Consider the following 25462-nt stretch of genomic DNA (forward strand, 5'->3'; position numbering starts at 1 on the left):
AGGGGTGTGCGATGCCGTCAGGCTCTCGGCGCGCAGCCGAGGACGTGGGCCTTGACGAGGGCGCCGATGTTCGGGTCGCCGCGGCGGAAGGCCTCCACCAGCTCCTGGTGCTCCTCCGCGTACGACTTCTGGACCGTGCCCAGCCAGCGGATCGACAGGGCCGTGAAGACCTCGATGCCCAGGCCCTCCCAGGTGTGCAGCAGCACGCTGTTCCCGGCCGCCTTCACCAGCTCGCGGTGGAAGGCCACCGTGTGCCGCACCTGCGCCGTCCCGTCGGCCGTCCGGTCCGCCTCGTACAGGGCCGCCACATGCGGCTCCAGGGCCGAGCAGTCCGCCGCGAGCCGCGTCGCCGCCAGCTCCGCCGCGATCTGCTCCAGACCGGCCCGGACCGGGTAGCTCTCCTCCAGGTCGGCCGCCGTGAGATTCCGTACCCGTACACCCTTGTTGGGGGAGGACTCGATCAGCCGCAGCGACTCCAGCTCGCGCAGCGCCTCGCGCACCGGCGTCTGGCTGACCTCCAGCTCCGTGGCGATCCGGCGCTCCACGATCCGCTCGCCCGGCTTCCAGCGCCCGCTGACGATGCCCTCCACGATGTGCTCGCGGATCTGTTCGCGCAGCGAGTGGACGACGGGGACGCTCATGAAGCCGCTCCTTAAGGGACGCGTTGACACTCAAGACAATACGGCGGCGCCCCCGCCCGGAAACACTTCCGGGCGGGGGCGCCGCAGGTGAGGCTCGTTACGTTGCCTTACAGGCCGAGCTCGACCTCGAACTCGCCGGCCTCCAGGATCGCCTTGACGGCCGTCAGGTAGCGGGCGGCGTCGGCGCCGTCCACCAGACGGTGGTCGTAGGAGAGCGTCAGGTACGTCATGTCGCGGACGCCGATGACGGTGCCCTCGGCGGTCTCGATGACGGCCGGGCGCTTGACCGTGGCACCGATGCCCAGGATGGCGACCTGGTTCGGCGGCACGATGATCGTGTCGAACAGCGCACCGCGCGAACCGGTGTTGCTGATGGTGAAGGTCGCACCGGCCAGCTCGTCCGGGGTGATCTTGTTGCCGCGGACCTTGCCGGCCAGCTCGGCCGTGGCCTTGGCGATACCGGCGATGTTCAGGTCGCCCGCACCCTTGATGACCGGCGTCATCAGACCCTTCTCGGAGTCCACGGCGATGCCGATGTTCTCCGAGTCGAAGTACGTGATGGTGCCCTCGTCCTCGTTGATCCGGGCGTTGATGACCGGGTGGGCCTTCAGCGCCTGGGCCGCCGCCTTGACGAAGAACGGCATCGGGGAGAGCTTCACGCCCTCGCGGGCGGCGAAGGAGTCCTTCGCCTGGCCGCGCAGCTTCATCAGCTTGGTGATGTCGACCTCGACGACCGAGGACAGCTGGGCCTGGCCGTGCAGCGCCTTCATCATGTTGTCGCCGATGACCTTGCGCATGCGGGTCATCTTGACGGTCTGACCACGCAGCGGGGAGACCTCGAGGGCCGGGGCCTTCGCAGCGGCCACCGGAGCGGCGGCGGCGGGGGCCGGGGCGGCCTTCTTGGCCTCGGCGGCCGCGAGGACGTCCTGCTTGCGGATACGGCCGCCGACGCCGGTGCCCTTGACGGACGCCAGGGCGACGCCGTGCTCGGAGGCGAGCTTGCGGACCAGCGGGGTCACGTACGCGCCCTCGTCCTCCGGGGCGGCCGGGGAGACGGCCGGAGCGGCGGGCGCGACCGGAGCCGGAGCGGCCACGGGGGCCGGGGCGGCGGGCGCGACCGGAGCCGGAGCGGCGGCCGGGGCGGCCGGGGCGGGAGCCGGAGCCGGGGCGGCGGGGGCGGCCGGGGCCGGGGCGGCGGCGGGCGCGGCGGGAGCAGCCGGGGCCGGGGCGGCCGGGGCGGCACCCGCGGCGCCGATGACGGCCAGCTTGGCGCCGACCTCGGCGGTCTCGTCCTCGGCGACCACGATCTCGAGCAGCACGCCCGAGGCCGGGGCGGGGATCTCGGTGTCGACCTTGTCCGTGGAGACCTCGAGCAGCGGCTCGTCGGCCTCGACGGTCTCGCCGACCGACTTCAGCCAGCGGGTCACGGTGCCCTCGGTGACGGACTCGCCGAGCGCCGGCAGGACGACGTCCGTACCGGTGGCGCCACCGGCAGGAGCGGCAGCCGGAGCCGGGGCGGCGGGCGCGGCCGGAGCGGCCGGAGCCTCGGCGACCGGCGCGGGGGCGGCGGCCGGAGCCGGCTCGGCGGCGGGGGCCGGAGCGGCCGCGGGAGCGGCGCCCGAACCGTCGTCGATGATGGCCAGCTCGGCGCCGACCTCGACGGTCTCGTCCTCGGCGACCTTGATGGAGGCGAGGACGCCCGACGCGGGGGCGGGGATCTCGGTGTCGACCTTGTCGGTCGAGACCTCGAGCAGCGGCTCGTCGGCCTCGACACGCTCACCCTCGGCCTTGAGCCAGCGGGTGACGGTGCCCTCGGTGACGCTCTCGCCGAGCGCCGGCAGGGTTACGGAAACCGACATGGTTTCAGTTGCTCCTAACGAATTGCGGAAAGTGGTCGTCGCGCCCGTGACGTGAGCGTCAGTCGTGGGAGTGCAGAGGCTTGCCGGCCAGGGCCAGGTGGGCCTCGCCGAGCGCCTCGTTCTGCGTCGGGTGGGCGTGGATGAGCTGCGCGACCTCGGCCGGCAGCGCCTCCCAGTTGTAGATCAGCTGCGCTTCGCCGACCTGCTCGCCCATGCGGTCACCGACCATGTGGACGCCGACCACGGCACCGTCCTTGACCTGGACGAGCTTGATCTCGCCCGCGGTCTTGAGGATCTTGCTCTTGCCGTTGCCCGCGAGGTTGTACTTCAGGGCGACGACCTTGTCCGCGCCGTAGATCTCCTTGGCCTTGGCCTCGGTGATACCGACGGAGGCGACCTCGGGGTGGCAGTACGTCACCCGCGGCACGCCGTCGTAGTCGATCGGAACGGTCTTCAGACCGGCCAGACGCTCCGCCACCAGGATGCCCTCGGCGAAGCCGACGTGCGCGAGCTGGAGGGTGGGGACCAGGTCGCCCACCGCGGAGATCGTCGGGACGTTCGTCCGCATGTACTCGTCGACGAGCACGTAGCCGCGGTCCATCGCGACGCCCTGCTCCTCGTAACCGAGACCGGCCGAGACCGGGCCGCGGCCGATGGCGACCAGCAGCACCTCGGCCTCGAAGGTCTTGCCGTCGGCCAGGGTGACCTTGACGCCGTTCTCGGTGTACTCGGCGGACTGGAAGAACGTGCCGAGGTTGAACTTGATGCCGCGCTTGCGGAAGGCGCGCTCAAGAAGCTTGGAGCTGTTCTCGTCCTCGACCGGGACTAGGTGCTTCAGACCCTCGATGACGGTCACGTCGGTGCCGAAGGACTTCCACGCGGACGCGAACTCGACGCCGATGACACCGCCGCCGAGGATGATCGCGGACTCCGGGACACGGTCCAGGGTCAGCGCGTGATCCGAGGAGATGATCCGGTTGCCGTCGATCTCCAGGCCCGGCAGCGACTTCGGTACGGAACCGGTGGCGAGGAGGACGTGACGGCCCTCGACGCGGCGGCCGTCCACGTCGACGGAGGTGGGGGAGGAGAGGCGGCCGTGGCCCTCGATGTACGTCACCTTACGGGAGGCGACGAGACCCTGCAGACCCTTGTAGAGGCCCGAGATCACGTCGTCCTTGTACTTGTGCACGGCCTTGATGTCGATGCCCTCGAAGGAGGCCTTGACACCGAACTGCTCCGCCTCGCGCGCCTGGTCGGCGACCTCGCCGGCGTGGAGCAGCGCCTTCGTGGGGATGCAGCCGTTGTGCAGGCAGGTGCCGCCGAGCTTGTTCTTCTCGATCAGTGCGACGTCCAGGCCCAGCTGCGCTCCGCGCAGCGCCGCGGCATAACCGCCGCTACCGCCGCCGAGGATCACTAGGTCGAAAACGGTGCTGGCGTCGTTCGCCACGTCACGTCCTCCATGCATGTGCGCCGGTCGCCGGTCTTCTCTGACCGGGCGGCGGCTGGTGTTCGGCCGCTTTTATTTCGGCCCTGTGGTGGGGGCCCTGTCCTGCCGAGAACCCATCTTCGCACTTGTTCCCGGAAGGCGGGACGCGGGGCCGGTCTCTGAGACGGGGCGATCGTCCGTACGGACGGGCGATCAGGGTGTACGAACGTACGGATTCCGTTGTCGGTGAACGTGTCCGGCCCCGGAGAGACCTCCCCGGGGCCGGACACGGATCACACCGGTCAGAGCTCGCCGTCGGCCGTACGCTCCGCCAGCTTCACCAGGGTGCGGACCGCGGATCCCGTGCCGCCCTTCGGGGTGTAGCCGTACGGCGCGCCCTCGTGGAAGGCCGGGCCCGCGATGTCGAGGTGGGCCCAGGTGATGCCCTCGCCCACGAACTCCTGCAGGAACAGACCGGCGACCAGGCCGCCGCCCATCCGCTCGCCCATGTTCGCGATGTCCGCGGTCGGGGAGTCCATGCCCTTGCGCAGCTCCACGGGGAGCGGCATCGGCCAGGACTGCTCGCCGACCTCCTCGGCGATCTCGTGGATCGCGGTGCGGTAGTCGTCGTCGTTGGCCATGATCCCGAACATGCGGTGGCCGAGCGCCAGGACCATCGCGCCGGTCAGGGTCGCCACGTCGACGATCGCGTCCGGGTTCTCCTCCGAGGCGCGGGTCAGCGCGTCGGCCAGGACCAGCCGGCCCTCGGCGTCCGTGTTGAGGACCTCGACGGTCTTGCCGCTGTACATGCGCAGCACGTCGCCGGGGCGGGTGGCCGAGCCCGACGGCATGTTCTCGGCGAGCGCCAGCCAGCCGGTGACGTTGACGGCCAGACCGATCCGGGCGGCGGCGACGACCGCGGCGAACACGGCGGCGGCGCCGCTCATGTCGCACTTCATCGTCTCGTTGTGACCGGCCGGCTTCAGGGAGATGCCGCCCGAGTCGTAGGTGATGCCCTTGCCGACCAGGGCCAGGGTCTTCTCCGCCTCCGGGTGGGTGTACGCGATCCGGACGAGCCGCGGCGGGTTCTCCGAGCCGTTGCCGACGCCCAGGATGCCGCCGAAGCCGCCCTTGGCCAGCGCCTTCTCGTCGAGGACCTGGACCTTGAGGCCGTGCTCCTTGCCCGCGGCCTGCGCCTGGGCGGCGAAGGTGGCCGGCGTGAGGTCGTTCGGCGGCATGTTGATCAGGTCGCGGGCGCGGTTGATCTCCTCGGTGAGCGCCTGCGCGCGCTCCGCGGCGGCCTTGAAGGCCTTGTCGCGCGGCTTGCCGCCGAGCAGGGCGACCTCGGCCAGCGGCTTCTTCGCGTCCTTGCCGTTCTTGCTGTCCTGGTACGCGGTGAAGGTGTACGCGCCGAGCAGCGCGCCCTCCGCGATCGCCTCGGCGTCCTCGGCGGACGCGACCGGCAGCGCGAACGCGGCCTTCTTCGTGCCGTGCAGGGTGCGGGCGGCGGTACCGGCGGCGCGGCGCAGCGCCTCGGCGCCGTACACCTCGCCGTCCTCGGGGGCGGAGCCCAGGCCGACGGCGAGCACGACAGGGGCCTTCAGGCCGGCGGGGGCGGGCAGCTTGGTCGCTTCACCCTCGGCACCCGCGGCGCCCAGGGTCTCCAGGACGGCGGCGAGCTTACCGTCGAACGCCTTGTCCACGGCCTCGGCGCCGGGGGCGACGACCAGGCCCTTTCCGGACTTCGCGACGCCGACGACGAGGGCGTCGGCGCGCAGCGTCGCCGCACCGGCAGTGCTGAGAGTGAGAGCAGTCACGGTGGTGAAATCTCGCTTCCATTGAGTTCTGTGGCGGTCGAGGGATGGGCCGACCGTGCCCGCCGCATCGTATTTCGGCCCGGAGAGCGCCGAGAACGAGCCTACGCTCGCTCGTCCTGTTCGCTCACGGCGACGGTGATTCACTCATCCGTGGTGTCTCTTTCACGTTTACCGCGCGAGGGCCGAGGGCTCCTCCACACTCGCCTCATTCCCGCAAGGGCGGCACCAGCCCCTTTGCATCATCCGCATCATCTCCACAGGTCCTCCCAGAACGGCGGGGGCCTGTCGAGGGGGGACACCACTCCGATGGACTCTGCCGGATCCCGCATGCCCAGAACAGCCAGGACCGCGGCCCTGCTCGCCGCCGCGCTCCTCGCCACCGTCGTCCCGTCCGCGGGCGCGAGCGCCGCCGAAACGGTGCCGCGGATCGACCTCACCGTCCTGGTCGTCGACGACGGCGGCAGCGCCGTGGAGGCGATCACCGCCGAGCTGCGCTCCACCGGCGTCCCGTACCGCCGGGTCGATCTGGCCGATTCCGGCCGCCCGGTGATCGACGCCGGCTTCCTCAGCGAGCCGGCCGACAGTGCGACCGGCCGCCCCCGGGCCAAGTACCAGGGCGTCGTGCTGCCCCACGAGGCCGCCTTCGGCCCCGACTCCGCCGAGCAGGCCGCGCTCGCCGCGTACGGCAGGACCTTCGGCATCCCGCAGGTCGACGCGTACACCTGGGCCCACCCCGGCGTCGGCCTCGACTACACCTCCGACGGCGGCTTCTCCGGCCCCCTCGACGGGGCCGCCGCCTCCGTCACCACCGCCGGCCGGGCGGGACCCTTCCGCTACCTCGACGGGCCGCTGACCTTCGAGGACAACGACCCGTCGATCTCCGAGAGCTACGGCTACGCGGGCCGCCCGCGCGAGGGCTTCACCAGCTACCTCGACATCCCCGTCGACGGCGGCGGACGGGCCAGCCTGATCGGCGAGTACGCCCACGACGGGCGCCGCGAGCTCGTCGTCACCTTCGCCTACAACCAGTACCAGCGGCAGTTCCGGGCGCTCGCCCGCGGCATCGTCGAGTGGCTCACCCAGGGCGTCCACCTCGGTCGCAGCCGGAACTACTTCTCCGTCCACGTCGACGACGTCTTCGCCCCCGACGCGCGCTGGGACACCGAACGCAACTGCACCCCCGGCGACTTCGACTGCGTCGGGGACGAGGGCGAGGGCGAGAACCCCGTCCGGATGACCGCCGAGGACGCCCGGTACGCGGCCGCCTGGCAGAAGGCCGCGGGCTTCACGCTCGACATGGTCTACAACGGCGGCCAGGGCGAGCAGTGGAAGACCGAGCACGGCGGCACCGACCCGCTCGCCGCGCAGCTGATCGCCGACCGCGCCCAGTACCGCTGGATCAACCACACCTACACCCACCCCTTCCTCGGCTGCGTCCAGGACACCAGCACCGTCCCCTGGACGTGCGCCGAGAACCTCAGCGGCAGCACGCTCTGGATGAGCCGCTCCGAGATCTCCGGGCAGATCCGCGACAACCACAACTGGGCCGTCGGCAAGGGCCTCTCGGTCGACCGCGCCGAGCTCGTCACCGGCGAGCACTCCGGCCTGAAGATCCTCCCGCAGCAGCCCACCGACAACCCCAACCTCGCCGGCGCGCTCTCCGACAACCGCGTGAAGTGGGTCGCGAGCGACAACTCCCGCGAGCCCGGACAGCGGGCCGTCGGCACCGGTACGGCCGCCGCGAAGACCGTCCCGCGCCACCCGATGAACGTGTACTACAACGTGGGCACGGCCGCCGAGATGGCCGACGAGTACAACTGGGTCTACACCTCGCGCGCCGACGGCGGCAGCGGGATCTGCGAGACCAACCCGGCCTCCACCTGCCTGCCCGCCCCGCTCGACACCGCCACCGGGTACGCCTCCCACATCGTCCCGCAGGAGGCCCGCACGGCCCTCTCCCACATCGTGGCGAACGACCCGCGCCCGCACTACGTCCACCAGTCCAACCTCGCCGAGGAGCGCACCCTCTACCCCGTCCTCGACCGGGTCCTCGCCGACTACCGGACCCTCTTCGCCGACAACACCCCCCTGGTGAACCCCCGTCAGCGCGAGGTCGGCACCGAGCTCAACCGCCGTACCGCCTGGGATCAGGCCCTCGCGGCCGGCAAGGTCACCGCGTACCGCGTCGGCACCACCGTCACCGTCAAGGCGCCCTCCGGCGTGACCGCCCCGGTCACCGCGCCCGAGGGAACCCGTAAGCAACTCCTCCTCGGCACGGCGGTCTTCGGGACGCCGTACGCGGGCGCGCGGTCCGCGTGGACGGCCCCGGAGTCGCTGCAGTCCGCGATCACCCTCAAGCTGCCGACCGCCTGACCAGCACGTCACTTCTGGGGGAGAGGCACACATGCCGAGCAGTGGCCGTCACGTCACCATGCTCACCGAAGGCACCTATCCGCACGTCCACGGGGGAGTGAGCACGTGGTGCGACCAGCTCGTCCGGGGCATGCCGGAGGTCGACTTCGCCGTCCTCGCGCTCACCGGCAGCGGGCGTGAACCGGTCACCTGGGAGCTGCCGCCCAACGTGTACCGCCACACCTCGTTCCCGCTCTGGGGCGCCGCCCCGGAGCGGGGCGGCCGGCCCCTGCTGGGCCGTCGGCGCAGCCGCTTCGCCGACACCTACGAGCGCTTCCTGCTCTCGATCCTCGACCCCGAGGCCGGCTACGACTTCGGCGAGGGCCTCTACGCCCTGGCCGAACTGGCCCGGCGCGGAAGGCTCACCGCCGCCCTGCGCTCCGAGCGCACGCTGCGTTCGCTGATGTGGATCTGGACCATGCCGCACCTGCCGACGGCCGCGGCCCGGCCCACCGTCCACGACGCCCTCACCGCCACCGACCTGCTGGAACACGCGCTGCGCCCGCTCGCCGCCCGGATATCCGACAGCAGCGTCGCGCACGCGGTCTCCAGCGGACTCGCGACCCTGCCGGCGCTCGCCGCCCAGCACTTCGAAGGGGTGCCCTTCCTGCTCACCGAACACGGCATCTATCTCCGCGAGCGCTACCTCGGATACCGCACCGAGGCCCAGCGCTGGCCCGTCAAGGCCCTGATGCTCGGCTTCTACCGCGAGCTCAACACCCTCGGCTACCGCAAGGCCGACCTGATCACCCCCTGCAACCAGTACAACCGGCGCTGGGAGGAGCGCGGCGGCGCCCCCGCCGACCGCATCCGGACCGTCTACAACGGCGTGGACCCGGCCGCGTTCCCCTGGGCGGGCCCCGAACCGGAGGTCCCCACGCTCAGCTGGTGCGGCCGGATCGACCCCATCAAGGACCTGGAGACGCTGATCCGGGCGTACGCGATCTCCCGCGCCGAACTGCCCGAGCTGAGGCTGCGGTTGTTCGGCCCGGTCCCGGCCGGGAACGAGGACTACCGGACCCGCCTGGAGAAGCTGGCGGCCGAGCTGGGCGTCACCGACGGCATCACCTTCGAGGGGCGGGTCTCCGATGTGGCCGGCGCCTATGCGGCGGGGAGCGTGGTGGTGCTGTCCTCGATCAGCGAGGGCTTCCCCTTCTCCCTGATCGAGGCGATGTCCTGCGGCCGGGCGACGGTCTCCACGGACGTGGGCGGGGTACGGGAGGCCGTCGGCGACACGGGAGTCGTCGTCCCGCCGCGCGAGCCCGCCGTGATGGCCGCGGCCGTGACGGAGCTGCTGCGCGACGGGGAGCGGCGGGCCGAACTGGGGCGCAGGGCCCGGCAGCGGGTCGTCGACCGGTTCACGCTGCACCGCTCGGTGGACGGCTTCCGGCAGATCTACCGCGAGCTCGCCGGACAGCCGGTGTGCCCGGCGCCCGAACCGGAGGACTGGACGGTCCGCCTCACCGACCCCTGGCGCCAGGACCTCGTCGGCGGAGGCTCCCTGTCATGAGCGGCTCCCTCTGGCTGAAGAACGGCTCCATGCGGGACACGCTGCCGGTGATCCCGCGACCGCGCGGCGGCGCGGGACCCGGCGCCCGACGCGAGGGGTGCGCCGCGCCCGACGCCCACGGCCCGACGCCCGCCGTGCCGGACGCTCCCCGCGCGTCGGCCCGCCCCGCGCACGGCCCGACGCCCGCCGTGCCGGACGCTCCCCGCGCGTCGGCCCGCCCCGCGCACGGCCCGACGCCCGCCGTGCCGGACGCTCCCCGCGCGTCGGCCCGCCCCGCGCACGGCCCGACGCCCGCCGTGCCGGATGCTCCCCGCGCGTCGGCTCGCGCCGCGCACGGCCCGGCCGCTTCGCACGGCGCATGCGCGTGCTGCGCCGACGGACCCGGCGCCGGCCGCCCGGCGGGCGCGGTTGCGTCGCCCCGCGCGGCGGAGTGCCGCCCGCCCCACCCGCTTCGCACGGCGGAAGCCGGGCCGGCCCGGTGCGTCTCGGGCGAGGGCCCGCAGGGGTGGTGCGCCGCGACGCATGCCGCGCCCGGCCGGTGCGGTGGGCGCGGCTCGCTGTCCGCCGGACCCGGCAGACCCGACGCGCCCAGCGCCGCCGACGGCCCGCGGCGGACTGACGGGGCGACGACCGACGCGGGCGCCTGCACCACGTGCGCCCCGGACCTGGTCCCCGGCCCGCACGGGCCCCTCGCCCCGGACCCGGTCCCCGGCCCGCACGGGCCCCTCGCCCCCGACCCCCTCGACGAACTCGCCGATCGGCTGCACGCGTTGGCCGCCGACGCCGTCCACCCCGACGAGATAGCCGCGATCCTGGAGTCGGACGGCATGACCGACGACCACATCCGCCTCACCTACGGGCGCGCCGACTCCTTCGCCCTCGCCGAGGAGCTCTACGCGCGCGTGGAGCGGCGCCACCCCGCCCCCGAGGCGCCGCCCGCGGGCCCCTGGCACACCGGACTCGCCGGCTGCCTGCTGCGCGGCCTCGTCTTCGCCCTGCCCGGCCTCGCGTACGTGCTGGGGGCGCCGCTCCTGGGCGGGCCGGCCACGGCCCCGCTGCTCGCCGGAGCCGTCGCCGGGTGGGTGTGGAACCAGGCCCTGTCCCACCGCGCGTACTCCTGGCTCGGCCTCGGCGACCGCGGGGCCGCCGCCCGCGCCCTGCTGGTCGGTGCCCCGGCAGGCGCGCTCGTCGGCTCGACCGTCGCCTTCGCGGCCGCCGATCCCGGCGAATGGCCGGTCGTCGTGTTCGCCGCCGGGCAGTCCCTCTACCTCGGCGCCGCGACCGTCCTGCTCGTCCTCGGCCGCGAACGCGCCCTGCTCTGCGCCCTGCTGCCGCTCGCCGGAGCCGTGCCCGCGTTCCGGTACGACCTTCCCGACCCGCTCCGCGCCGCGCTGCTGATCCTCTCCCTCACGGCCACGGTCGCCTTCGCGTCGATCGTGCTGCGCCCCGCCGGCCGGCGGCCCCGGTCCGGCCCCCCGCTCGCCGCCTCCCTCCCGTACGGCCTCTTCGGCCTCGGCAGCGGCCTGCTCGTGCTGTACGCGGGGGCCGGCGACGCCCTCGTGACGGGCGCCGCGCCCGTGGTCGCGCTCACGCTCTCCATGGGGCCCGCGGAGTGGCTGCTGCACCGCTTCCGCAGCGAGAGCCTCGCCGGACTGCGGACCCTCACCAGCGCGCACGCGTTCCGGTGGGCGGCCGTGGGAACGCTCGCCCGCTGCCTCGGCGCCTATCTCGCGGTGCTGCTCGCCCTGGCCTCCGTCGGCACCCTGCTGTGGCCCGGCGCCCCGGCGCTCGACGGGATCCGGCTCCTCGGGCTGCTGCTCGTCGGGATCGTGCTCTGGCTCGGCCTGCTCCTCCAGGCCTTCGGCGCGGTACGCGGCGCGGCCACGGTCTGCACCCTCGCCGCCGCGGCCCAGACCCTCACCCCGGCCTCCGGCCCGGCCGTCGCGGCGACGGCCGCCGCCGTCCTGACCGTCCTGGCCTGCGCCCTCCTCGCCCGCCCCACCGCCCACCGTGCTTAGTCACCGTTGAGGACCCACCCGTGAACTCCTCCCTGCTGGTGCCCTTCTACGAGCATCCGGCCGACCGGCCCGAGGACTGGTCCGCCGTGATCGAGGCCGCGCCGTCGCTCTACGGCGTGGTCATCAACCCCGCGAACGGCGCGGGGACGCGCCCCGACCCCGCCTTCGCCGCCGTCGCCGAGCGGCTCCGGGCCGCCGGGGTGCGTGTGCTCGGCTACACCGACACCGCGTACGGCCGCCGGCCGCACGGCGAGGTCGTCGCCGAACTGCTGCGCCACCGCGACTGGTACGGGGCCGACGGCGCCTTCCTCGACCAGGTGCCCACCGCGCCCGATGCCCTCGCCCACGTCCGCCGCGTCGGCGTCGCCGCCCGCGCCGCCGGGGCCCGGACGCTGGTCCTCAACCACGGCGCGCACCCCGACCCCGGCTACGCCGAACTCGCCGATCTGCTGGTCACCTTCGAGGGCCCCTGGGACACGTACCGCGGCCTGGACCTGCCGGTCGCCGACCACTACTGCCATCTGGTCTACGCGGCCCCCCGCGAGGCCCAGCCGACCACGCGCGTCCACTGCACGGTCCCGGGCACCGGCGCCCACCCCTGGGGCACGCTCCCGCACGCCCTGGAGCCGTGCCGGCAGCACGGATGAGTCGCCGAGCCGCTAGGACGCGCCCTTGCGGGTCTCGACGTAGCAGGTGACGCGCCCGGCGCCGGCGTCCCGCCACGCGCGCTCGGACGACCACATGTACCAGTAACGGCCGGCCTGCACGGACTCCTTCGTCCAGGAGGACGGGGCGGCGCGGTACGCGTCGCGGCAGGCGTCACGCGCCGCGGACCTCGCGGCGGCCGCGCCGGGGTACGCGCGCTCGCCGAGCGACTTCTGCGCCCACACCCGCCCGTCGTGAGGCTCCGCGCAGGGCACGCTCACGACCGACTGCGCCTCGCGCTGCCCGGTGTTGAAGTCGACGCAGTTCCCGGCCTTCACCTCGGCGACGGGCAGCACGGCCTCGGCGGCCTTCCGGACCTTCCCCGTGGGGGTCGTGGCCGGCTGCGACGCGCCGTACCCGCTGAGGGTGAGCTCCATCGTCAGGGAGGTCATACCGGCGAAGACGCCCCCCTCCTTCTCCAGGAGGCCGGTGAGGTCCGCCCGGCCGTGGGTGATCCTGCCCTGGGCGTCCACGGACACGGTCAGGGGATGCCCGGCCTCTTCCACGCCGGGGGCGACGTACAGAGGGGTTCTGAGCTCGTTGCTCAGATCCCGCGGGAACATCTCCTGCGTCACGGTGTGCGGCAGCTCGGCCCGGTAGTCGCGGCCGGCGCCCGCGGGGTGCTGCTTCTGCGCCTTCGCACCGCTGATGCCTTCCAGCAGCATGCCGCCGACCGGGCTCTCCGTGCCGCGCAGGTGGTCGATCGGGTCGTCCCCGAAGACCCCGAGGGTGTCGGCGCTGCTGTACGCGAGCCAGTACGGCGAGGACTCCGCGCGGTAGCGGATCTGCTGCCGGTCGATCAGATAGCTGCCCGAGGTGTCGCCGTGGCCCCGGCCGGGAGTCCGGCCGAGGAGCGTCTCCTTGGCCCGCTCGTCGAACTTCTCCGGTATCCGCCAGCTCACCGTCGCCTCGCCCACGCCCCGCGCGAAGTCGAGCCGGCCGCTGACCGTCTGCACGGCCCGGCCCTTCCTCGACTCGAAGGTCAGCGTCTGGGTGAAGCTCGCGGTGCCCGCCTTCTGCGTCTCGCGCAGGGCCAGGAAGACCTGGCGGTCGAGCGGCTGGTCGAAGACCGGGTGCTGCGAAGGGCTCGCCTTCGGCTCGGCACCCCCGTCGTCGGCACCACCGCCGCAGGCGGTGAGCAGCAGGGAGGCGGCGGCGAGCGCGGCGGCGGTACGGGCGAGGCGTCTGATCACGCCTTCATGACCGGGCGGACGCGCGGAGGGTTGCCCTCCGGCGCATCACGAAACGATCACCCCGGCGATCAACCCAGGGTCAGCGCGACGAGCGCCACCGTGCCCGCCACCTCCTCCACCGCCCCGAACACATCGCCCGTCACCCCGCCGAACCGCCGCACACACCGCCGCAGCAGCAGCGCCGCCGCGCCGAGCCCCGCGACGGCCGCGAGGACGTGACGCAGCGCGTCGTACGGGGAGAACAGCGCGCCCGCCACCGCGCACCCCACCAGGACGCCCGCGGTCACCAGGGCCGCGGCGCGGACCGGGACGGTGGAGGCGACCATCGCGCCCAGGCCCTCCGGGCGAGCCGCCGGAACGCCGTGGCGGGAGGCGTGGGTGAGCGCGAGGCGCGCGACCGTGGCGGCGAGGGCGGCGGCGACCGTACCGTACGCCCAGCCCTCCTCGTACAGCCGGTACAGCGCGGCGACCTGGGCGAAGAGGACGAAGAGCAGCACGATGACACCGAAGGGGCCGATGTCCGACTGCTTCATGATCCGCAGCGCGTCCTCCGCCGGCTTCGCGCTGCCGAGCCCGTCCGCCGTGTCCGCGAGCCCGTCCAGGTGCAGGCCCCGGGTCATCAGCGCCGGGACCGAGGCCGTGACCACCGCCGCGAGCAGCGGGCCGGAGCCGAGCAGCAGGAACACCCCGCCGAGCGCGGCGGAGAAGAGCCCGACGACGAGACCCGCGAGCGGGGCCCAGAGCATTCCGGCCCGCGCCGCGTCCCGGTCCCAGCGGGTGATGCGGGCGGGGAGCACGGTGAGGGTGCCGAAGGCGAAACGCAGGCCGTCCATCCGGGGAGCGTAAAGCAGAGCCGCACCTTGTAAGTTGCGCATCAGGCACATATCGGAAGCGGGTGGCATGGGTCACTGGTTCTACCGCAACTTCGTCGAGCCGGGAAAGCTCCCGCTGCTCATCGCCCTCGCCTCGTTCGTCGTGACCTTCTTGGTCACGCGGATGATCGTCCGGATGATCAGGGCCGGGAAGGGCCCGTTCCGCAATGTGAAGGCCGCGGGCGGGCTGCACATCCACCACGTCGTGCCGGGCGTCGTGCTGACCGTCGGCGGCGGCTTCGGCGCGGTGGCCACCGGCCGTGAGGGGGTCACCGCCTGCGTCTTCGCGGCGGTCTTCGGGATCGGCGCGGGCCTCGTCCTGGACGAGTTCGCGCTGATCCTCCACCTTGACGACGTCTACTGGAGCGACGAGGGCCGCAAGAGCGTCGAGGTGGTCGTCCTGACCGCGGCCCTGGTGATGCTCGTCCTCGGCGGCTTCTCGCCGTTCGGCGTCGACGAACTCACCGCGGAAGAGCGCCAGAACCGGTCCGCCTTCATCCTCACCCTGTTGGTGAACTTCCTGTTCGTCCTCGTCGCCCTGGTGAAGGGGAAGTTCCGGATGGCCGTCATCGGCACGCTGGTGCCGTTCGTGGCGGTCATCGGCGCCGTACGGCTCGCCCGGCCCGGCTCCTGGTGGTCCCGGCGCGCCTACGCCCGCCGCCCCAAGGCCCGGGCCCGCTCCCGGCTGCGCACCTACCGGCACGACCGACGCTGGGACCGCGTCCGCCGCAAGGTTCAGGACGTGATCGGCGGCTTCCAGGAGCGCGTCCCGGGGCGGGGCTCCGACGCGCCCTGACGGCGTTCGCGCCAGGCCATGACCGCCACGAGCACGAGCACCGCCGCGATCGCCGCCAGATGCTCCTTGCCCGCCAGGTTGTTCTTGAACAGCACCTCGACGACCATCGCCACGACCACGAGCGTCCCCGTCCACCAGGCCCGGTGGCGCCAGCAGACGTAGACGGCGAGGCCGACCACCGCCGCCGAGGGGCCGGTGTCGACGACCCGCGCGTCCGAGGCGGGCAGCCCCAGCGGGCTGTCAGGGCCGAGCGCGATCCCGGCCCGGGCGTACAGCGTCCCGGCCAGCGTCGCCAGATACGCGAGGGCGAGCGTCCGCCACCGCCCCAGACAGATCTCGGCGATCCCGAACACCAGCAGGATCTGCGCGAGCGCGCCCCACACCGGCAGATCGAGCGCGGGGACGAAGAGCGAGAGCGGGGTTCGCAGGAGGGCGAGCCAGAGCGGGACCTCGGCCCGCACCGAGCCGATGTCCTGGACCGGCTGGTACCCCCAGTCCTGGTTCTGCACGAGCTGGAACAGCGCCGTGAGGCAGACGGCGGCCAGCGTCATCGGGATCGCGCGCCATCGTCTCGTGACGAGCGCCGTCCGTACGGTGGTGAACAGCGGTCCCCACTCACGGCGCGCGAATGCCTGCAGCGAGGGGCTCAACGCCGGCCCTCCAGGTGCTTGCGGTGCATCCAGTTCGGCAGGCCGGGGGCTTCCAGGAAGCCTTCGGCGCGGCCCGCGGCGAGGCCGATGCGCAGCAGGTCGGCGCTCTTCTCGAAGAGCATGAAGCGGGGCTCCCAGATCGGTCGGTACTTGGCGTTGGCGCGGTACAGCGACTCGATCTGCCACCAGCGGGAGAAGAAGCCGAGCAGCGAACGCCACATCCGCAGCACGGGTCCCGCCCCGAGCTTCGAGCCACGTTCGAAGACGGAACGGAACATGGCGAAGTTCAGCGAGACCTGGGTGATCCCGATCTCCTTCGCGCGCTGGAGGAGTTCGATGACCATGAACTCCATCAGGCCGTTCTCGGAGTCCCGGTCACGGCGCATCAGATCCAGCGAGAGGCCCTTGGGGCCCCAGGGGACGAACGAGAGCACCGCGCGCAGCTCGCCCCGCTCGTCGGCGCACTCCAGCATCACGCACTGACCGTCCCGCGGATCGCCGAGCCGGCCGAGCGCCATCGAGAAGCCCCGCTCGGTGGCACCGTCGCGCCAGTCGTCGGCCTTGCGGAGCAGTTCGTCCATCTCGTCGGCCGGGATGTCCTCGTGGCGCCGGACGCGCACCTCGTACCCGGCGCGCTTGACCCGGTTGAACGCCTGCCGCACCGTGCGCATGGCCCGGCCGTCGAGGGTGAACTCGTCGATGTCCACGATCGCCTCGTCGCCCAGTTCGAGCGCGTCCAGGCCGTGCCGGGCGTAGATGGTGCCCGCCTCCTCGCTCGCGCCCATCACGGCCGGGATCCAGCCGTGCTCGCGGGCCTCGGCCAGCCACGGCTCGATCGCCCCCGGCCATGCCTCGGGGTCGCCGATCGGGTCGCCGGAGGCGAGCGAGACCCCGCCGACGACCCGGTAGGCGACGGCGGCCTTCTCGCTGGGGGACCACACCACGCTCTTCTCGCGGCGCAGCGCGAAGTAGCCGAGCGAGTCGCGCTCTCCGTGCTTGTCGAGCAGCAGCCGGAGCCTCTCCTCGTCCTCCTCGGTCAGCGGGTCGACGGCCCGGCGCGAACGGAAGGCGGCGAAGAGCACCGCGAACAGCAGCAGCGTGGACAGGACGTTGATGGTGACGTCGACCCAGCCGGGGGTGGCGATCCCGTCGAAGCGCGAGTCGTCGGCGGCGACGGTGACCAGCCGCATCACGCCGTACCGCCAGCGCTCCAGGAAGGTGGAGGTGCCGGTGGAGGTGTTGGTGACGGTGACCAGGCCCGCGGCGAGCAGGGAGGTGACGAACAGTCCGCCGACCGCCACGGCCGCGGCGAGCAGCGGGTTGGAGCGGTCGCCCTTCGCGTAGAACTCCTTGCGGCCGAGGAGCAGGGCGAGGACGAACGCGGCGGTCAGGGTGAGCGAGATCCAGTTCTGGGCGTGCTGCCGGATGCCGGCGTCCAGGCCGACGGCCAGCGCGAACAGCGCCAGGAACAGGCCGCTGAGCACGAGGTTCAGGATCCACGCGGCGCGCTTGCGGCGGCGCATGGTGATCGCCAGGAAGAGCGTGAAGACACCCGAGGCGAAGCCTGCGGTCAGCATGTACGGAGTGAAGTAGTCGTCCGTGTTGTGCCGGCGGAGATCCTGGCCCAGGGAGACCCAGACGGCGCTCAGGAAGTTGACGAACGTGACGGCGCGCAGGTACCAGACGGCGAACGCGGCGCTGCGCCGCGAACGGACGGTTCCCCCGGGCGCTCCTTCGATGGACAAACGGACCTCTCCCATGAAAAGCGATCATATGGGGCATCGCTTGTCATGGCCGGGCACCGGAGGCGGCCCTCCGCGCGATGGGGGTCCCCCAGGACGAAGTCCTCGGGGGAGGGGCCGCGTCCGGTGCCGTGATCCGTCTCAGTTCTCCTCGTCGGCCGCGGTGTCCGGAGTGGTCTGCTCCGGCAGCTCCGCCGCCAGGGCGGCCGCGGCCTGGACGAGGGGAAGAGCGAGCAATGCCCCGGTTCCCTCGCCCACAGTGACGCCGTGGTCGAGCAGCGGGTTGAGTGCCATCCTGTCCAGCGCCTTCGACTGCGCCGGCTCACCGCTGACCTGACCCGCCAGCCACCAGTCCGGCGCCCGGAACGCCGCCCGCTGCGCCACCAGCGCGCAGGCCGCCGCCACCACACCGTCCAGGATCACCGGCATCCGGCGCACCGCGCTCTGCAGCAGGAAGCCCGTCATCGCCGCCAGGTCCGCCCCGCCGACCGCGGCGAGCAGCTCCAGCTGATCGCCCAGGACCGGCCGGGCGCGCCGCAGCGAGTCCCGGACGGCCGCGCACTTGCGCATCCACGCCAGGTCGTCGATCCCGGCCCCGCCCCGGCCGGTGACCACCGAGGCGTCGGTCCCGCACAGGGCCGCGATCAGCGTCGAGGCCGGCGTCGTACCGCCCACGCTCAGATCGCCGAGCACGACCAGATCCGTGCCCGAGTCGGCCTCCTCGTCGGCGATCGTCATGCCGAGCCGGATCGCCGCCTCGGTCTCCTCGGCGCTCAGCGCGTTCTCGATGTCGATCCGGCCGCTGCCGCGCCGCACCCGGTGCCGTACCACCTCGGCGGGCAGCAGCTCCGGGTCGCAGTCCAGACCGGCGTCCACCACCCGTACCGGCACGTGCGCGCTCCGGGCCAGCACCGCCACCGGGCTCGCACCGTCGAGCACCGAGCGGACCAGCTCGTACGCGGTCCCCGCCGGACGGCCCGACACCCCGAGCGAGGCCACGCCGTGGTCGCCCGCGAAGAGCACGACCCGCGGCTGCTCGATCGCCCGCACCGGAACCGAACCCTGCGCCGCCGACAGCCACTCGCCGAGTTCGTCGAGCCGGCCGAGCGCACCGGGCGGAACGATGAGCCGCTCCCGGCGTTCCTCGGCGTCACGCCGTATACCGCCGTCGGGGCGCTCGATCAGATCGGAGAAGTCGTCCAGATTCAAGGGTCATCCTTGTGACGTCATCGTGGGGCCATCGGTGATCGCACCCTACCCGGCGACCCCGCCCGTCAACGCAGCACGACAGCCTGACCGGCCACGACGAGGAGCATGTGCTCGCACTCGTCGCCGAAGGCCGCGTTCAGCCGGCCCAGCTCGTCACGGAAACGGCGCCCCGCCGCGGTCGCCGGCACCACCCCCGAGCCGGCCTCGTTGGTGACGGCGACGACCGTACGGGACGTGGCCCGCACCGCCGCCACCAGCTCCGCGACCCGCTCCCGCAGCGCCTCCTGCGCGCCGCTCGCCCACCGCTCGTCGTCCCAGGCCCCCACCCGGTCCATGGCGTCCGTCAGCCACAGGGACAGACAGTCGATCAGCAGCGCGGGACCGTCGGCCTCCAGGAGCGGTACGAGATCGCAGGTCTCGGCGGTACGCCAGGAGCCGGGCCGCCGGTCCCGGTGCAGGGTCACCCGCTCCGCCCACTCCGGGTCGCCCTCGCGGATCCCGCCGGTCGCCACGTACAGCACCTCGGGAACCGACTCCAGGCGCCGCTCGGCCTCCAGCGACTTGCCCGAGCGGGCCCCGCCGGTCACCAGCGTGCGGCGCGGGACGTCGGGCACGGCGTGGTACTCGCCGACGTAGAGGGTCGTCCCGTCCGGCACCGTCCGAGCCCCGGCCGCCGCGAGCCGCCGGTCCAGCTCCGCGCCGTTCGGCACGTCGTGGTCGATGTGGACGGCGATCACGTCCGTGCTCGCCCCGACCGCCCCGGTCGACCGCAGCCGGGCCAGCGCGTCGGGCCGGCCCGTGACGTCCGCGACGACCATGTCGTACGGGCGGAGGTGATCGCCGGTCAGACCGGCGGGGGAGCCGCCGGGCGGCAGATAGAGGAGCCGCTCGCCGTCCGGGGACGTCACCTCGTACCCCGTACCGGGGGAGTCCATCGACACGGCCCGCACCCGGTGCCCGCTGATCAGGGTCAGCTCCCGCCCGTCCGGCACCCGGACCGCGGCCGGCAGCCCGGCCGGCACCTCGACCGAGGGCCCGTCGTGCGGATGCGTCAGCAGCACCTGCCGTACGCCGACGAGGGAGTGCCCCGACCGGGCGGCGGCCAGCGCGGCCCCCGGCGTCAGATCGAGCAGCAGCGCCCCGTCCACGAGCAGCGCGGTGGCGGCGCGCGCCCGGTCACGACGAGCGGTCGCGCACACGGCGCAGGGGCAGTCGGGGCGGGGAAGCCCGAGGGGGGCTCCGGTGCCGAGCAGAGTCAGTTCCACGCATTGATCCTCCCGCGTCACCGCGAGGGGTGCGCGCCCGGCTACGCTGCGGGCAGGAAACCGATCATCCGGTGAGCCCCAGGAGGCGGACATGGCATGGACGTGGCGGTTCGAGAAGTCCGACGGCACGGAGGTCCAGCCGGCGGTGGTGCCGGAGGAGTTCACGACCCAGGGTGACGCCGAGTCCTGGATCGGCGAGTACTGGAAGGACCTCCTGGAGGGCGGCGCGGACCAGGTCACCCTCTCCGAGGACGGCACGAAGATCTACGGCCCGATGCCCCTGAACGCGGAGGGCTAGAGCGCCCGGCACCCGGGGCCCCACGGGGCCCTGGGTCCTACCCCGCCACCCCGCCGTCGTGGGCGTTCGTCCCTCCCCCGGACTCCGTCCGGGGGACCCCCAGGCGGGACGGGTGGGCACACGGGACGGCGCCCTTGCCGGGCCCAGGCTCCCGGTGCCCGCGGTGCCCGCGGTGCCCACGGGGGCACGACTTCAGCGGCCGTCAGCCCCGCACACCGCACAGGTGCAGCAGCGCCGCGATCCTGCGGTACGGCTCCGTCCGGCCGGCCCGGTCCTCCGCGGCCAGCAGCCGCTCCAGCTCCTCGGCCGCCGGCAGCCCCACGTCGCCCGGCACCCCGTCGGTGAAGACGCGCACGCCGTACCAGGCGTGCAGCGGCGCCGCGATCCCCGCCAGCGTCGACCGCAGCGCGTCGAGCCGGTCGGCCCGCACCTTGAACCCGTTCCCGTCGGTGTACGTGTCCGACTCGAAGCCGGCCAGCGCACCCGTCCAGTCCCCGGCCATACCCGGCCGCAGGGCGAGCGCCTCCGCGTTCCGTACGACCAGGGAGAGCAGACCGCCGGGCGCCAGCATCCGGGCGAGGCCCGCGAGCAGCGCGTCCGGCTCGTCCGCGTACATCAGCACACCGTGGCAGAGCACCACGTCGAAGCTGCCCGGCAGGAAGTGCACGCCCGTCTCGCGGCCGTCGCCCTCGATCAGCCGGACCCGCTCACGGATCCCGGCCGGTTCGGTGGCCAGCGACTCACGGGCGGCCTTGAGCAGCTCAGGATCGGCCTCGAGACCGGTCACCGTGTGACCGGCCCTGGCCAGCCGCAGCGCCTGGGTGCCCTGCCCCATGCCCGCGTCCAGGATCCGCAGCCGCTGCCCCACCGGGTAGCGGGCGGCTATCTGCTCGTCGAGCTGGCGCGCGATGAGCTCCTGGCGGACGGTCTCGCGCAGCCCGCCGTACCCGCTCGGCCACGGGGAGGTGGCGGGCAGCAGCGGACCACCGCCCACGCCGGAAGCGGAGCTGTCCGCGCTCAGGGCCGCTCTCCGCGCTTGACCTGCGGCTTCGGCAGTCGCAGTCGGCGCATCTGGAGCGTACGCATGAGGCCGTAGGCCACGGCACCGCGCTTCGGCTCGTTCGGGAAGCGCTCGGCCAGCTGCTTCTTCAGACGGAGCCAGATGCCGATCGAGTCGATGATGATCATGACGATCACACCGAGCCAGAGCAGCAGCGAGATGTTCTGCAGCGCCGGGACGCGGATCATGGACAGGACCAGGATCACCACGGCCATCGGCAGGAAGAACTCCGCGATGGCGAAGCGCGAGTCGACGAAGTCGCGCACGAAGCGGCGCACCGGACCCTTGTCACGGGCCGGCAGATAGCGCTCGTCACCGCTGGCCAGCGCCTCGCGCTGGCGGGCGAGGTCCGCACGGCGCGCCTCGCGCTGGCGCTTGGCGGCCTCCTTGCGGTCGGTCGGTACCGTCGCGGCACGACGACGCTGCGTCTGGGCCTCACTCCGCTTCGGGGTCGGGCGGCCCTTGGGGGCCTCGGGGTCGCGGGGCTGCTTGGAGAAGTCGACGCTCACCTTGTCGGTGGCGGCCTTCTCTTCCTTGGAACGGCTACGGAACACATGGCCCAGGGTACGTGGTGGCAGGCATGGACCCCAGTGCGGGCGGGAACGATCCGCTAACAGCCTGCGTCTGTGGAGGTACGGAGGGGCGACGCGCACGGTTTCCCCGAGGTCCTTCTACTCCCTGGGCCTGAGAGAGCCCGTACGCACTCGTCCTTGGGGAGGAGCACATCCGGCCCCGAACAGTGCGGTAATGGAGACAGGGACCGTACTGTGGATCCTGTTGGAGTGCTTGAGCCGAGTCCGTCAGAAGGGGGCGCGCGAAGCCCATGAGCGGTGTGATGAAGCGTATGGGGATGATCTTCCGCGCGAAGGCAAACAAGGCCCTTGACCGGGCCGAGGATCCGCGCGAGACCCTCGATTACTCCTATCAGAAGCAGCTGGAGCTCCTGCAGAAGGTCCGGCGGGGCGTCGCCGACGTGGCGACCTCCCGCAAGCGGCTCGAACTGCAGCTGAACCAGCTCCAGGGCCAGTCCTCGAAGCTGGAGGACCAGGGCCGCAAGGCGCTGGCGCTCGGCCGCGAGGACCTGGCGCGCGAGGCGCTGTCCCGGCGGGCGGCGCTGCAGCAGCAGGTGAGCGACCTCGAGGTGCAGCACCAGACGCTGCAGGGCGAGGAGGAGAAGCTCACCCTGGCCGCGCAGCGGCTGCAGGCCAAGGTCGACGCCTTCCGTACGAAGAAGGAGACGATCAAGGCGACCTACACGGCTGCCCAGGCGCAGACCCGGATCGCCGAGTCGTTCTCCGGTATCTCGGAGGAGATGAGCGATGTCGGCGTGGCGATCCAGCGCGCCGAGGACAAGACGGCCCAGCTGCAGGCCCGGGCCGGCGCGATCGACGAGCTGCTCGCCTCGGGCGCGCTCGACGACCAGTCGGGCCTGGCCAAGGACGACATCCAGGCGGAGCTCGACCGGCTGTCCGGCGGTACGGACGTCGAGCTGGAGCTCCAGCGGATGAAGGCGGAGCTGGCGGGTGGCCCCTCGGCCTCCAAGCAGGCGATCGAGGGCGGCACGGCGACGCCTCAGGACCAGCAGCAGCAGTCCTCGCAGCCCCGATTCGACAAGCAGTAGACGAGCTCCTTAAGGACGGCACGTCATGATCGTAAGGATCATGGGGGAGGGCCAGTGGAAGCTGGCCGACAGCCACTTCGCCGAGCTGAACAGGCTGGACGACGAGCTGCTCGAAGAGATGGAGTCGGGGGACGCGGACGGCTTCCGCCGCACGCTTTCGGCTCTGCTCGACGAGGTCCGCGACATCGGCGAACCTCTCCCGGACGACGCGCTGGAACCCTCTGAGCTGATTCTCCCGTCCCCGGACGCGACGCTCGAAGAGGTGCGCGAGATGCTCTCCGACAACGGTCTGATCCCGGGCTGACGCCTCCAACAGCGACGGTGCCCCGTCTCCCTCACCGCAGGGGGCGGGGCACCGGTGCGTTCTGACCCCGTACCGTTGCCTGACGTGACCTCCCTCGACAACGGCTTCCTGCGGGGCCGCCAGTGGCTGCGGGCGCACCCCCTCGCCTTCGACGGCGCCCTCGCGCTCGCCGTCCTCGCCTGCATGGTCACCGGTTCCTTCGCCGACCCCCACGGCAGCCCCAACGGCCCCACCTTCGGCGACCGCACCCCCGACCCGAGCAGCGTGCTCCTCATGGTGCTGGGCGCCGCGGCCCTGGTCCTGCGGCGGCGCAACCCCCTCGCCGTCCTCGCCTTCACCGGCGGGGTCACCCTGATCGAGCTGATCGCCGACGACCGGCCCGCCCCCGTCGCCATGAGCGCCGTCGTCGCGCTCTACACCGTCGCCTCCCGCACCGACCGCCCCACCACCTGGCGGGTCGGCCTCGCCACGATGACCGTGCTGACCGGCGCCGCGATGCTCTTCGGGCCCACCCCCTGGTACGCCCAGGAGAATCTGGGCGTCTTCGCCTGGACCGGCATGGCCGCGGCCGCCGGCGACGCCGTCCGCAGCCGCCGCGCCTTCGTCGACGCCATCCGCGAGCGGGCCGAGCGCGCGGAACGGACCCGGGACGAGGAGGCCCGGCGCAGGGTCGCCGAGGAACGCCTCCGGATCGCCCGCGACCTCCACGACGTCGTCGCCCATCACATCGCCCTGGTCAACGTCCAGGCCGGGGTCGCCGCGCACGTCATGGACAAGCGCCCCGACCAGGCCAAGGAGGCCCTCGCGCACGTCCGCGAGGCCAGCCGCTCCGCCCTCAACGAGCTGCGGGCCACCGTCGGTCTGCTGCGCCAGTCCGGCGACCCCGAGGCCCCCACCGAACCGGCCCCCGGCCTCGCCGTCCTCGACGAGCTCCTCGCCACCTTCCGCAACGCGGGCCTCCCCGTCGAGCTGGCCCGGGTCTCCGCCGACGACGCGGTCCCCCTGCGCTTTCAGCCGGGGGGTGCCCCCACCGCGCTTCGCTTGCCCGCGGCGGTCGACCTCGCCGCGTACCGGATCATCCAGGAGGCCCTGACCAATGTGCAGAAGCACGCGGGCCCGGACGCCAAGGCCGAGGTGAGCGTCGTCCGCGTCGGCCGGACCGTCGAGATCACCGTCCTCGACAACGGCACCCCGCAGCCCGGCGCCCCCACCGACGGCGGCGGCCACGGGCTGATCGGCATGCGCGAGCGGGTCACCGCCCTCCGCGGCACGCTGACCGCGGCGCCCCGCTACGGCGGCGGCTTCCGCGTACAGGCGATACTGCCCGCAACGGCCCGTACGGGGGAGGACACATGACCATCAAGGTGCTGCTCGCCGACGACCAGGCCCTGCTCCGCAGCGCGTTCAAGGTGCTCGTGGACTCCGAGCCGGACATGGAGGTCGTCGCCGAGGCCGCCGACGGGGCCGAGGCCGTCGCCCTCGCGCGCTCCACGCGGGCCGATGTCGTCCTGATGGACATCCGGATGCCCGGCACGGACGGACTCGCCGCCACCCGCCTGATCACCGCGGACCCGGAGCTGTCCGCCGTACGGATCGTCATGCTGACCACCTTCGAGGTGGACGAGTACGTCGTGCAGTCCCTCCGCGCGGGCGCCTCCGGCTTCCTCGGCAAGGGCGCGGAGCCGGAGGAACTGCTCAACGCCATCCGTATCGCCGCCGCCGGAGAGGCCCTGCTCTCGCCCGTCGCGACCAAGGGCCTGATCGCCAAGTTCCTGGCACAGGGCGGAAGTTCGGACCCCGACGGCGACGAGGACTCCCCGGCGTACTCCGAGCGTCTCGCCGCGCTCACCACCCGCGAACGCGAGGTCCTCGTCCTCGTGGCCGGCGGTCACTCCAACGACGAGATCGCCGAACGCCTCCAGGTCAGCCCCCTCACGGTGAAGACCCATGTCAACCGGACGATGGCCAAACTCGGCGCCCGGGACCGCGCCCAGCTGGTGGTCACGGCCTACGAATCGGGACTGGTACGTCCAAGGGTGGAGTGACGGGGCCCCTTCGCGTACT

At 73.0% G+C, this 25462-nt stretch carries 22 protein-coding genes; 10 read left to right on the forward strand and 12 right to left on the reverse strand.

Annotated elements, in window-relative coordinates:
• Positions 1-17 precede the first annotated feature (17 nt).
• The 4 genes from FDM97_RS08790 to FDM97_RS08805 all read right to left on the reverse strand — a co-directional run bounded on the left by FDM97_RS08790 (position 18) and on the right by FDM97_RS08805 (position 5743).
• The gene (locus FDM97_RS08790; protein WP_137989780.1) at positions 18-641 is read right to left on the reverse strand and encodes a GntR family transcriptional regulator; all 624 of its coding nucleotides are present in this window, start codon (positions 639-641) and stop codon (positions 18-20) included.
• 107 nt (positions 642-748) lie between these two features.
• Positions 749-2500 (reverse strand): 2-oxoglutarate dehydrogenase, E2 component, dihydrolipoamide succinyltransferase, encoded by a 1752-nt coding sequence (sucB, locus tag FDM97_RS08795; RefSeq protein ID WP_137989782.1) that lies wholly within the window; start codon positions 2498-2500, stop codon positions 749-751.
• Between the two features lie 58 nt (positions 2501-2558).
• Entirely contained in the window at positions 2559-3947 is a 1389-nt protein-coding gene (lpdA, locus tag FDM97_RS08800; RefSeq protein WP_137989784.1) for a dihydrolipoyl dehydrogenase, read from the reverse strand.
• Between the two features lie 281 nt (positions 3948-4228).
• Positions 4229-5743: a leucyl aminopeptidase gene (locus FDM97_RS08805; protein WP_137989786.1), complete on the reverse strand. Its 1515-nt coding sequence runs from the start codon at positions 5741-5743 to the stop codon at positions 4229-4231.
• A gap of 327 nt (positions 5744-6070) precedes the next feature.
• Here FDM97_RS08805 and FDM97_RS08810 point away from each other — a divergent pair, with 327 nt between their 5' ends.
• The 4 genes from FDM97_RS08810 to FDM97_RS08825 are packed head-to-tail and all read left to right on the forward strand — an operon-like array spanning position 6071 to position 12330.
• Positions 6071-8116 (forward strand): hypothetical protein, encoded by a 2046-nt coding sequence (locus FDM97_RS08810; protein WP_254705541.1) that lies wholly within the window; start codon positions 6071-6073, stop codon positions 8114-8116.
• A 31-nt stretch (positions 8117-8147) separates the two neighbouring features.
• Positions 8148-9665, forward strand: coding sequence for a GT4 family glycosyltransferase PelF (pelF, locus tag FDM97_RS08815; protein ID WP_137989789.1), 1518 nt, complete (start codon positions 8148-8150; stop codon positions 9663-9665).
• Positions 9662-11683 carry a hypothetical protein gene (locus tag FDM97_RS36995; protein WP_349775379.1) on the forward strand — a complete coding sequence of 674 codons (2022 nt, stop codon included), beginning with the start codon at positions 9662-9664 and terminating at the stop codon, positions 11681-11683. Before pelF ends, FDM97_RS36995 begins: the two co-directional genes overlap by 4 nt.
• 20 nt (positions 11684-11703) lie before the next feature.
• The gene (locus FDM97_RS08825; protein WP_137989791.1) at positions 11704-12330 is read left to right on the forward strand and encodes a spherulation-specific family 4 protein; all 627 of its coding nucleotides are present in this window, start codon (positions 11704-11706) and stop codon (positions 12328-12330) included.
• 12 nt (positions 12331-12342) lie between these two features.
• Here FDM97_RS08825 and FDM97_RS08830 read toward each other — a convergent pair whose 3' ends face one another.
• On the reverse strand, positions 12343-13581 hold the full coding sequence (locus tag FDM97_RS08830) for a septum formation family protein (RefSeq protein ID WP_137989793.1): 1239 nt from the start codon (positions 13579-13581) through the stop codon (positions 12343-12345).
• 68 nt (positions 13582-13649) lie between these two features.
• Complete coding sequence (gene cobS / locus FDM97_RS08835; RefSeq protein ID WP_137989795.1) at positions 13650-14414, reverse strand: adenosylcobinamide-GDP ribazoletransferase; 765 nt, start codon at positions 14412-14414, stop codon at positions 13650-13652.
• A gap of 67 nt (positions 14415-14481) precedes the next feature.
• Between cobS and FDM97_RS08840 the strand changes: the two genes are divergently transcribed.
• Complete coding sequence (locus FDM97_RS08840) at positions 14482-15249, forward strand: hypothetical protein (protein ID WP_137989798.1); 768 nt, start codon at positions 14482-14484, stop codon at positions 15247-15249.
• On the opposite strand, the gene FDM97_RS35720 is transcribed toward FDM97_RS08840, so the two are convergent.
• The 4 genes from FDM97_RS35720 to FDM97_RS08860 all read right to left on the reverse strand — a co-directional run bounded on the left by FDM97_RS35720 (position 15189) and on the right by FDM97_RS08860 (position 20115).
• Positions 15189-15899 (reverse strand): hypothetical protein, encoded by a 711-nt coding sequence (locus tag FDM97_RS35720; RefSeq protein ID WP_175439069.1) that lies wholly within the window; start codon positions 15897-15899, stop codon positions 15189-15191. The two genes, FDM97_RS08840 and FDM97_RS35720, sit on opposite strands and share 61 nt — an antisense overlap.
• Entirely contained in the window at positions 15896-17659 is a 1764-nt protein-coding gene (locus tag FDM97_RS08850; protein ID WP_137989799.1) for a phosphatidylglycerol lysyltransferase domain-containing protein, read from the reverse strand. Before FDM97_RS08850 ends, FDM97_RS35720 begins: the two co-directional genes overlap by 4 nt.
• A 123-nt stretch (positions 17660-17782) precedes the next feature.
• Positions 17783-18850 (reverse strand): nicotinate-nucleotide--dimethylbenzimidazole phosphoribosyltransferase, encoded by a 1068-nt coding sequence (gene cobT / locus FDM97_RS08855; protein WP_137989801.1) that lies wholly within the window; start codon positions 18848-18850, stop codon positions 17783-17785.
• 65 nt (positions 18851-18915) lie between these two features.
• The gene (locus FDM97_RS08860; protein ID WP_137989803.1) at positions 18916-20115 is read right to left on the reverse strand and encodes a bifunctional adenosylcobinamide kinase/adenosylcobinamide-phosphate guanylyltransferase; all 1200 of its coding nucleotides are present in this window, start codon (positions 20113-20115) and stop codon (positions 18916-18918) included.
• A gap of 91 nt (positions 20116-20206) precedes the next feature.
• On the opposite strand from FDM97_RS08860, the gene FDM97_RS08865 reads away from it, so the two are divergent.
• A complete protein-coding gene (locus FDM97_RS08865; protein ID WP_137989805.1) occupies positions 20207-20413 on the forward strand; it encodes a hypothetical protein in 207 nt (68 codons plus the stop codon).
• 202 nt (positions 20414-20615) lie between these two features.
• Here the strand turns inward: FDM97_RS08865 and FDM97_RS08870 are convergent, their stop codons facing one another.
• Entirely contained in the window at positions 20616-21350 is a 735-nt protein-coding gene (locus FDM97_RS08870; protein ID WP_137994735.1) for a class I SAM-dependent methyltransferase, read from the reverse strand.
• Between the two features lie 80 nt (positions 21351-21430).
• Positions 21431-22027, reverse strand: coding sequence for a DUF3043 domain-containing protein (locus tag FDM97_RS08875; RefSeq protein ID WP_137989808.1), 597 nt, complete (start codon positions 22025-22027; stop codon positions 21431-21433).
• A gap of 269 nt (positions 22028-22296) precedes the next feature.
• Between FDM97_RS08875 and FDM97_RS08880 the strand changes: the two genes are divergently transcribed.
• The 4 genes from FDM97_RS08880 (at position 22297) to FDM97_RS08895 (ending at position 25443) form a co-directional block, all read left to right on the forward strand.
• Complete coding sequence (locus tag FDM97_RS08880) at positions 22297-23094, forward strand: PspA/IM30 family protein (RefSeq protein WP_137989810.1); 798 nt, start codon at positions 22297-22299, stop codon at positions 23092-23094.
• 25 nt (positions 23095-23119) lie between these two features.
• A complete protein-coding gene (gene pspAA, locus FDM97_RS08885) occupies positions 23120-23398 on the forward strand; it encodes a PspA-associated protein PspAA (RefSeq protein ID WP_137989812.1) in 279 nt (92 codons plus the stop codon).
• A gap of 75 nt (positions 23399-23473) precedes the next feature.
• Positions 23474-24754, forward strand: coding sequence for a sensor histidine kinase (locus FDM97_RS08890; protein ID WP_137989813.1), 1281 nt, complete (start codon positions 23474-23476; stop codon positions 24752-24754).
• Positions 24751-25443 (forward strand): response regulator, encoded by a 693-nt coding sequence (locus FDM97_RS08895; protein WP_137989815.1) that lies wholly within the window; start codon positions 24751-24753, stop codon positions 25441-25443. Before FDM97_RS08890 ends, FDM97_RS08895 begins: the two co-directional genes overlap by 4 nt.
• Positions 25444-25462 lie beyond the last annotated feature (19 nt).

It is taken from the genome of Streptomyces vilmorinianum (assembly GCF_005517195.1).
Taxonomy (GTDB): domain Bacteria; phylum Actinomycetota; class Actinomycetes; order Streptomycetales; family Streptomycetaceae; genus Streptomyces; species Streptomyces vilmorinianum.

Coding starts and splice junctions, on each gene's coding strand:
- FDM97_RS08865 (WP_137989805.1), top strand. CDS start 20,207: ATGGCATGGACGTGGCGGTTCGAGAAGTCCGACGGCACGGAGGTCCAG.
- FDM97_RS36995 (WP_349775379.1), top strand. CDS start 9,662: ATGAGCGGCTCCCTCTGGCTGAAGAACGGCTCCATGCGGGACACGCTG.
- pelF (WP_137989789.1), top strand. CDS start 8,148: ATGCCGAGCAGTGGCCGTCACGTCACCATGCTCACCGAAGGCACCTAT.
- FDM97_RS08790 (WP_137989780.1), bottom strand. CDS start 641: ATGAGCGTCCCCGTCGTCCACTCGCTGCGCGAACAGATCCGCGAGCAC.
- FDM97_RS08880 (WP_137989810.1), top strand. CDS start 22,297: ATGAGCGGTGTGATGAAGCGTATGGGGATGATCTTCCGCGCGAAGGCA.
- FDM97_RS08895 (WP_137989815.1), top strand. CDS start 24,751: ATGACCATCAAGGTGCTGCTCGCCGACGACCAGGCCCTGCTCCGCAGC.
- sucB (WP_137989782.1), bottom strand. CDS start 2,500: ATGTCGGTTTCCGTAACCCTGCCGGCGCTCGGCGAGAGCGTCACCGAG.
- cobS (WP_137989795.1), bottom strand. CDS start 14,414: ATGGACGGCCTGCGTTTCGCCTTCGGCACCCTCACCGTGCTCCCCGCC.
- pspAA (WP_137989812.1), top strand. CDS start 23,120: ATGATCGTAAGGATCATGGGGGAGGGCCAGTGGAAGCTGGCCGACAGC.
- FDM97_RS08840 (WP_137989798.1), top strand. CDS start 14,482: ATGGGTCACTGGTTCTACCGCAACTTCGTCGAGCCGGGAAAGCTCCCG.
- FDM97_RS08850 (WP_137989799.1), bottom strand. CDS start 17,659: ATGGGAGAGGTCCGTTTGTCCATCGAAGGAGCGCCCGGGGGAACCGTC.
- FDM97_RS08810 (WP_254705541.1), top strand. CDS start 6,071: ATGCCCAGAACAGCCAGGACCGCGGCCCTGCTCGCCGCCGCGCTCCTC.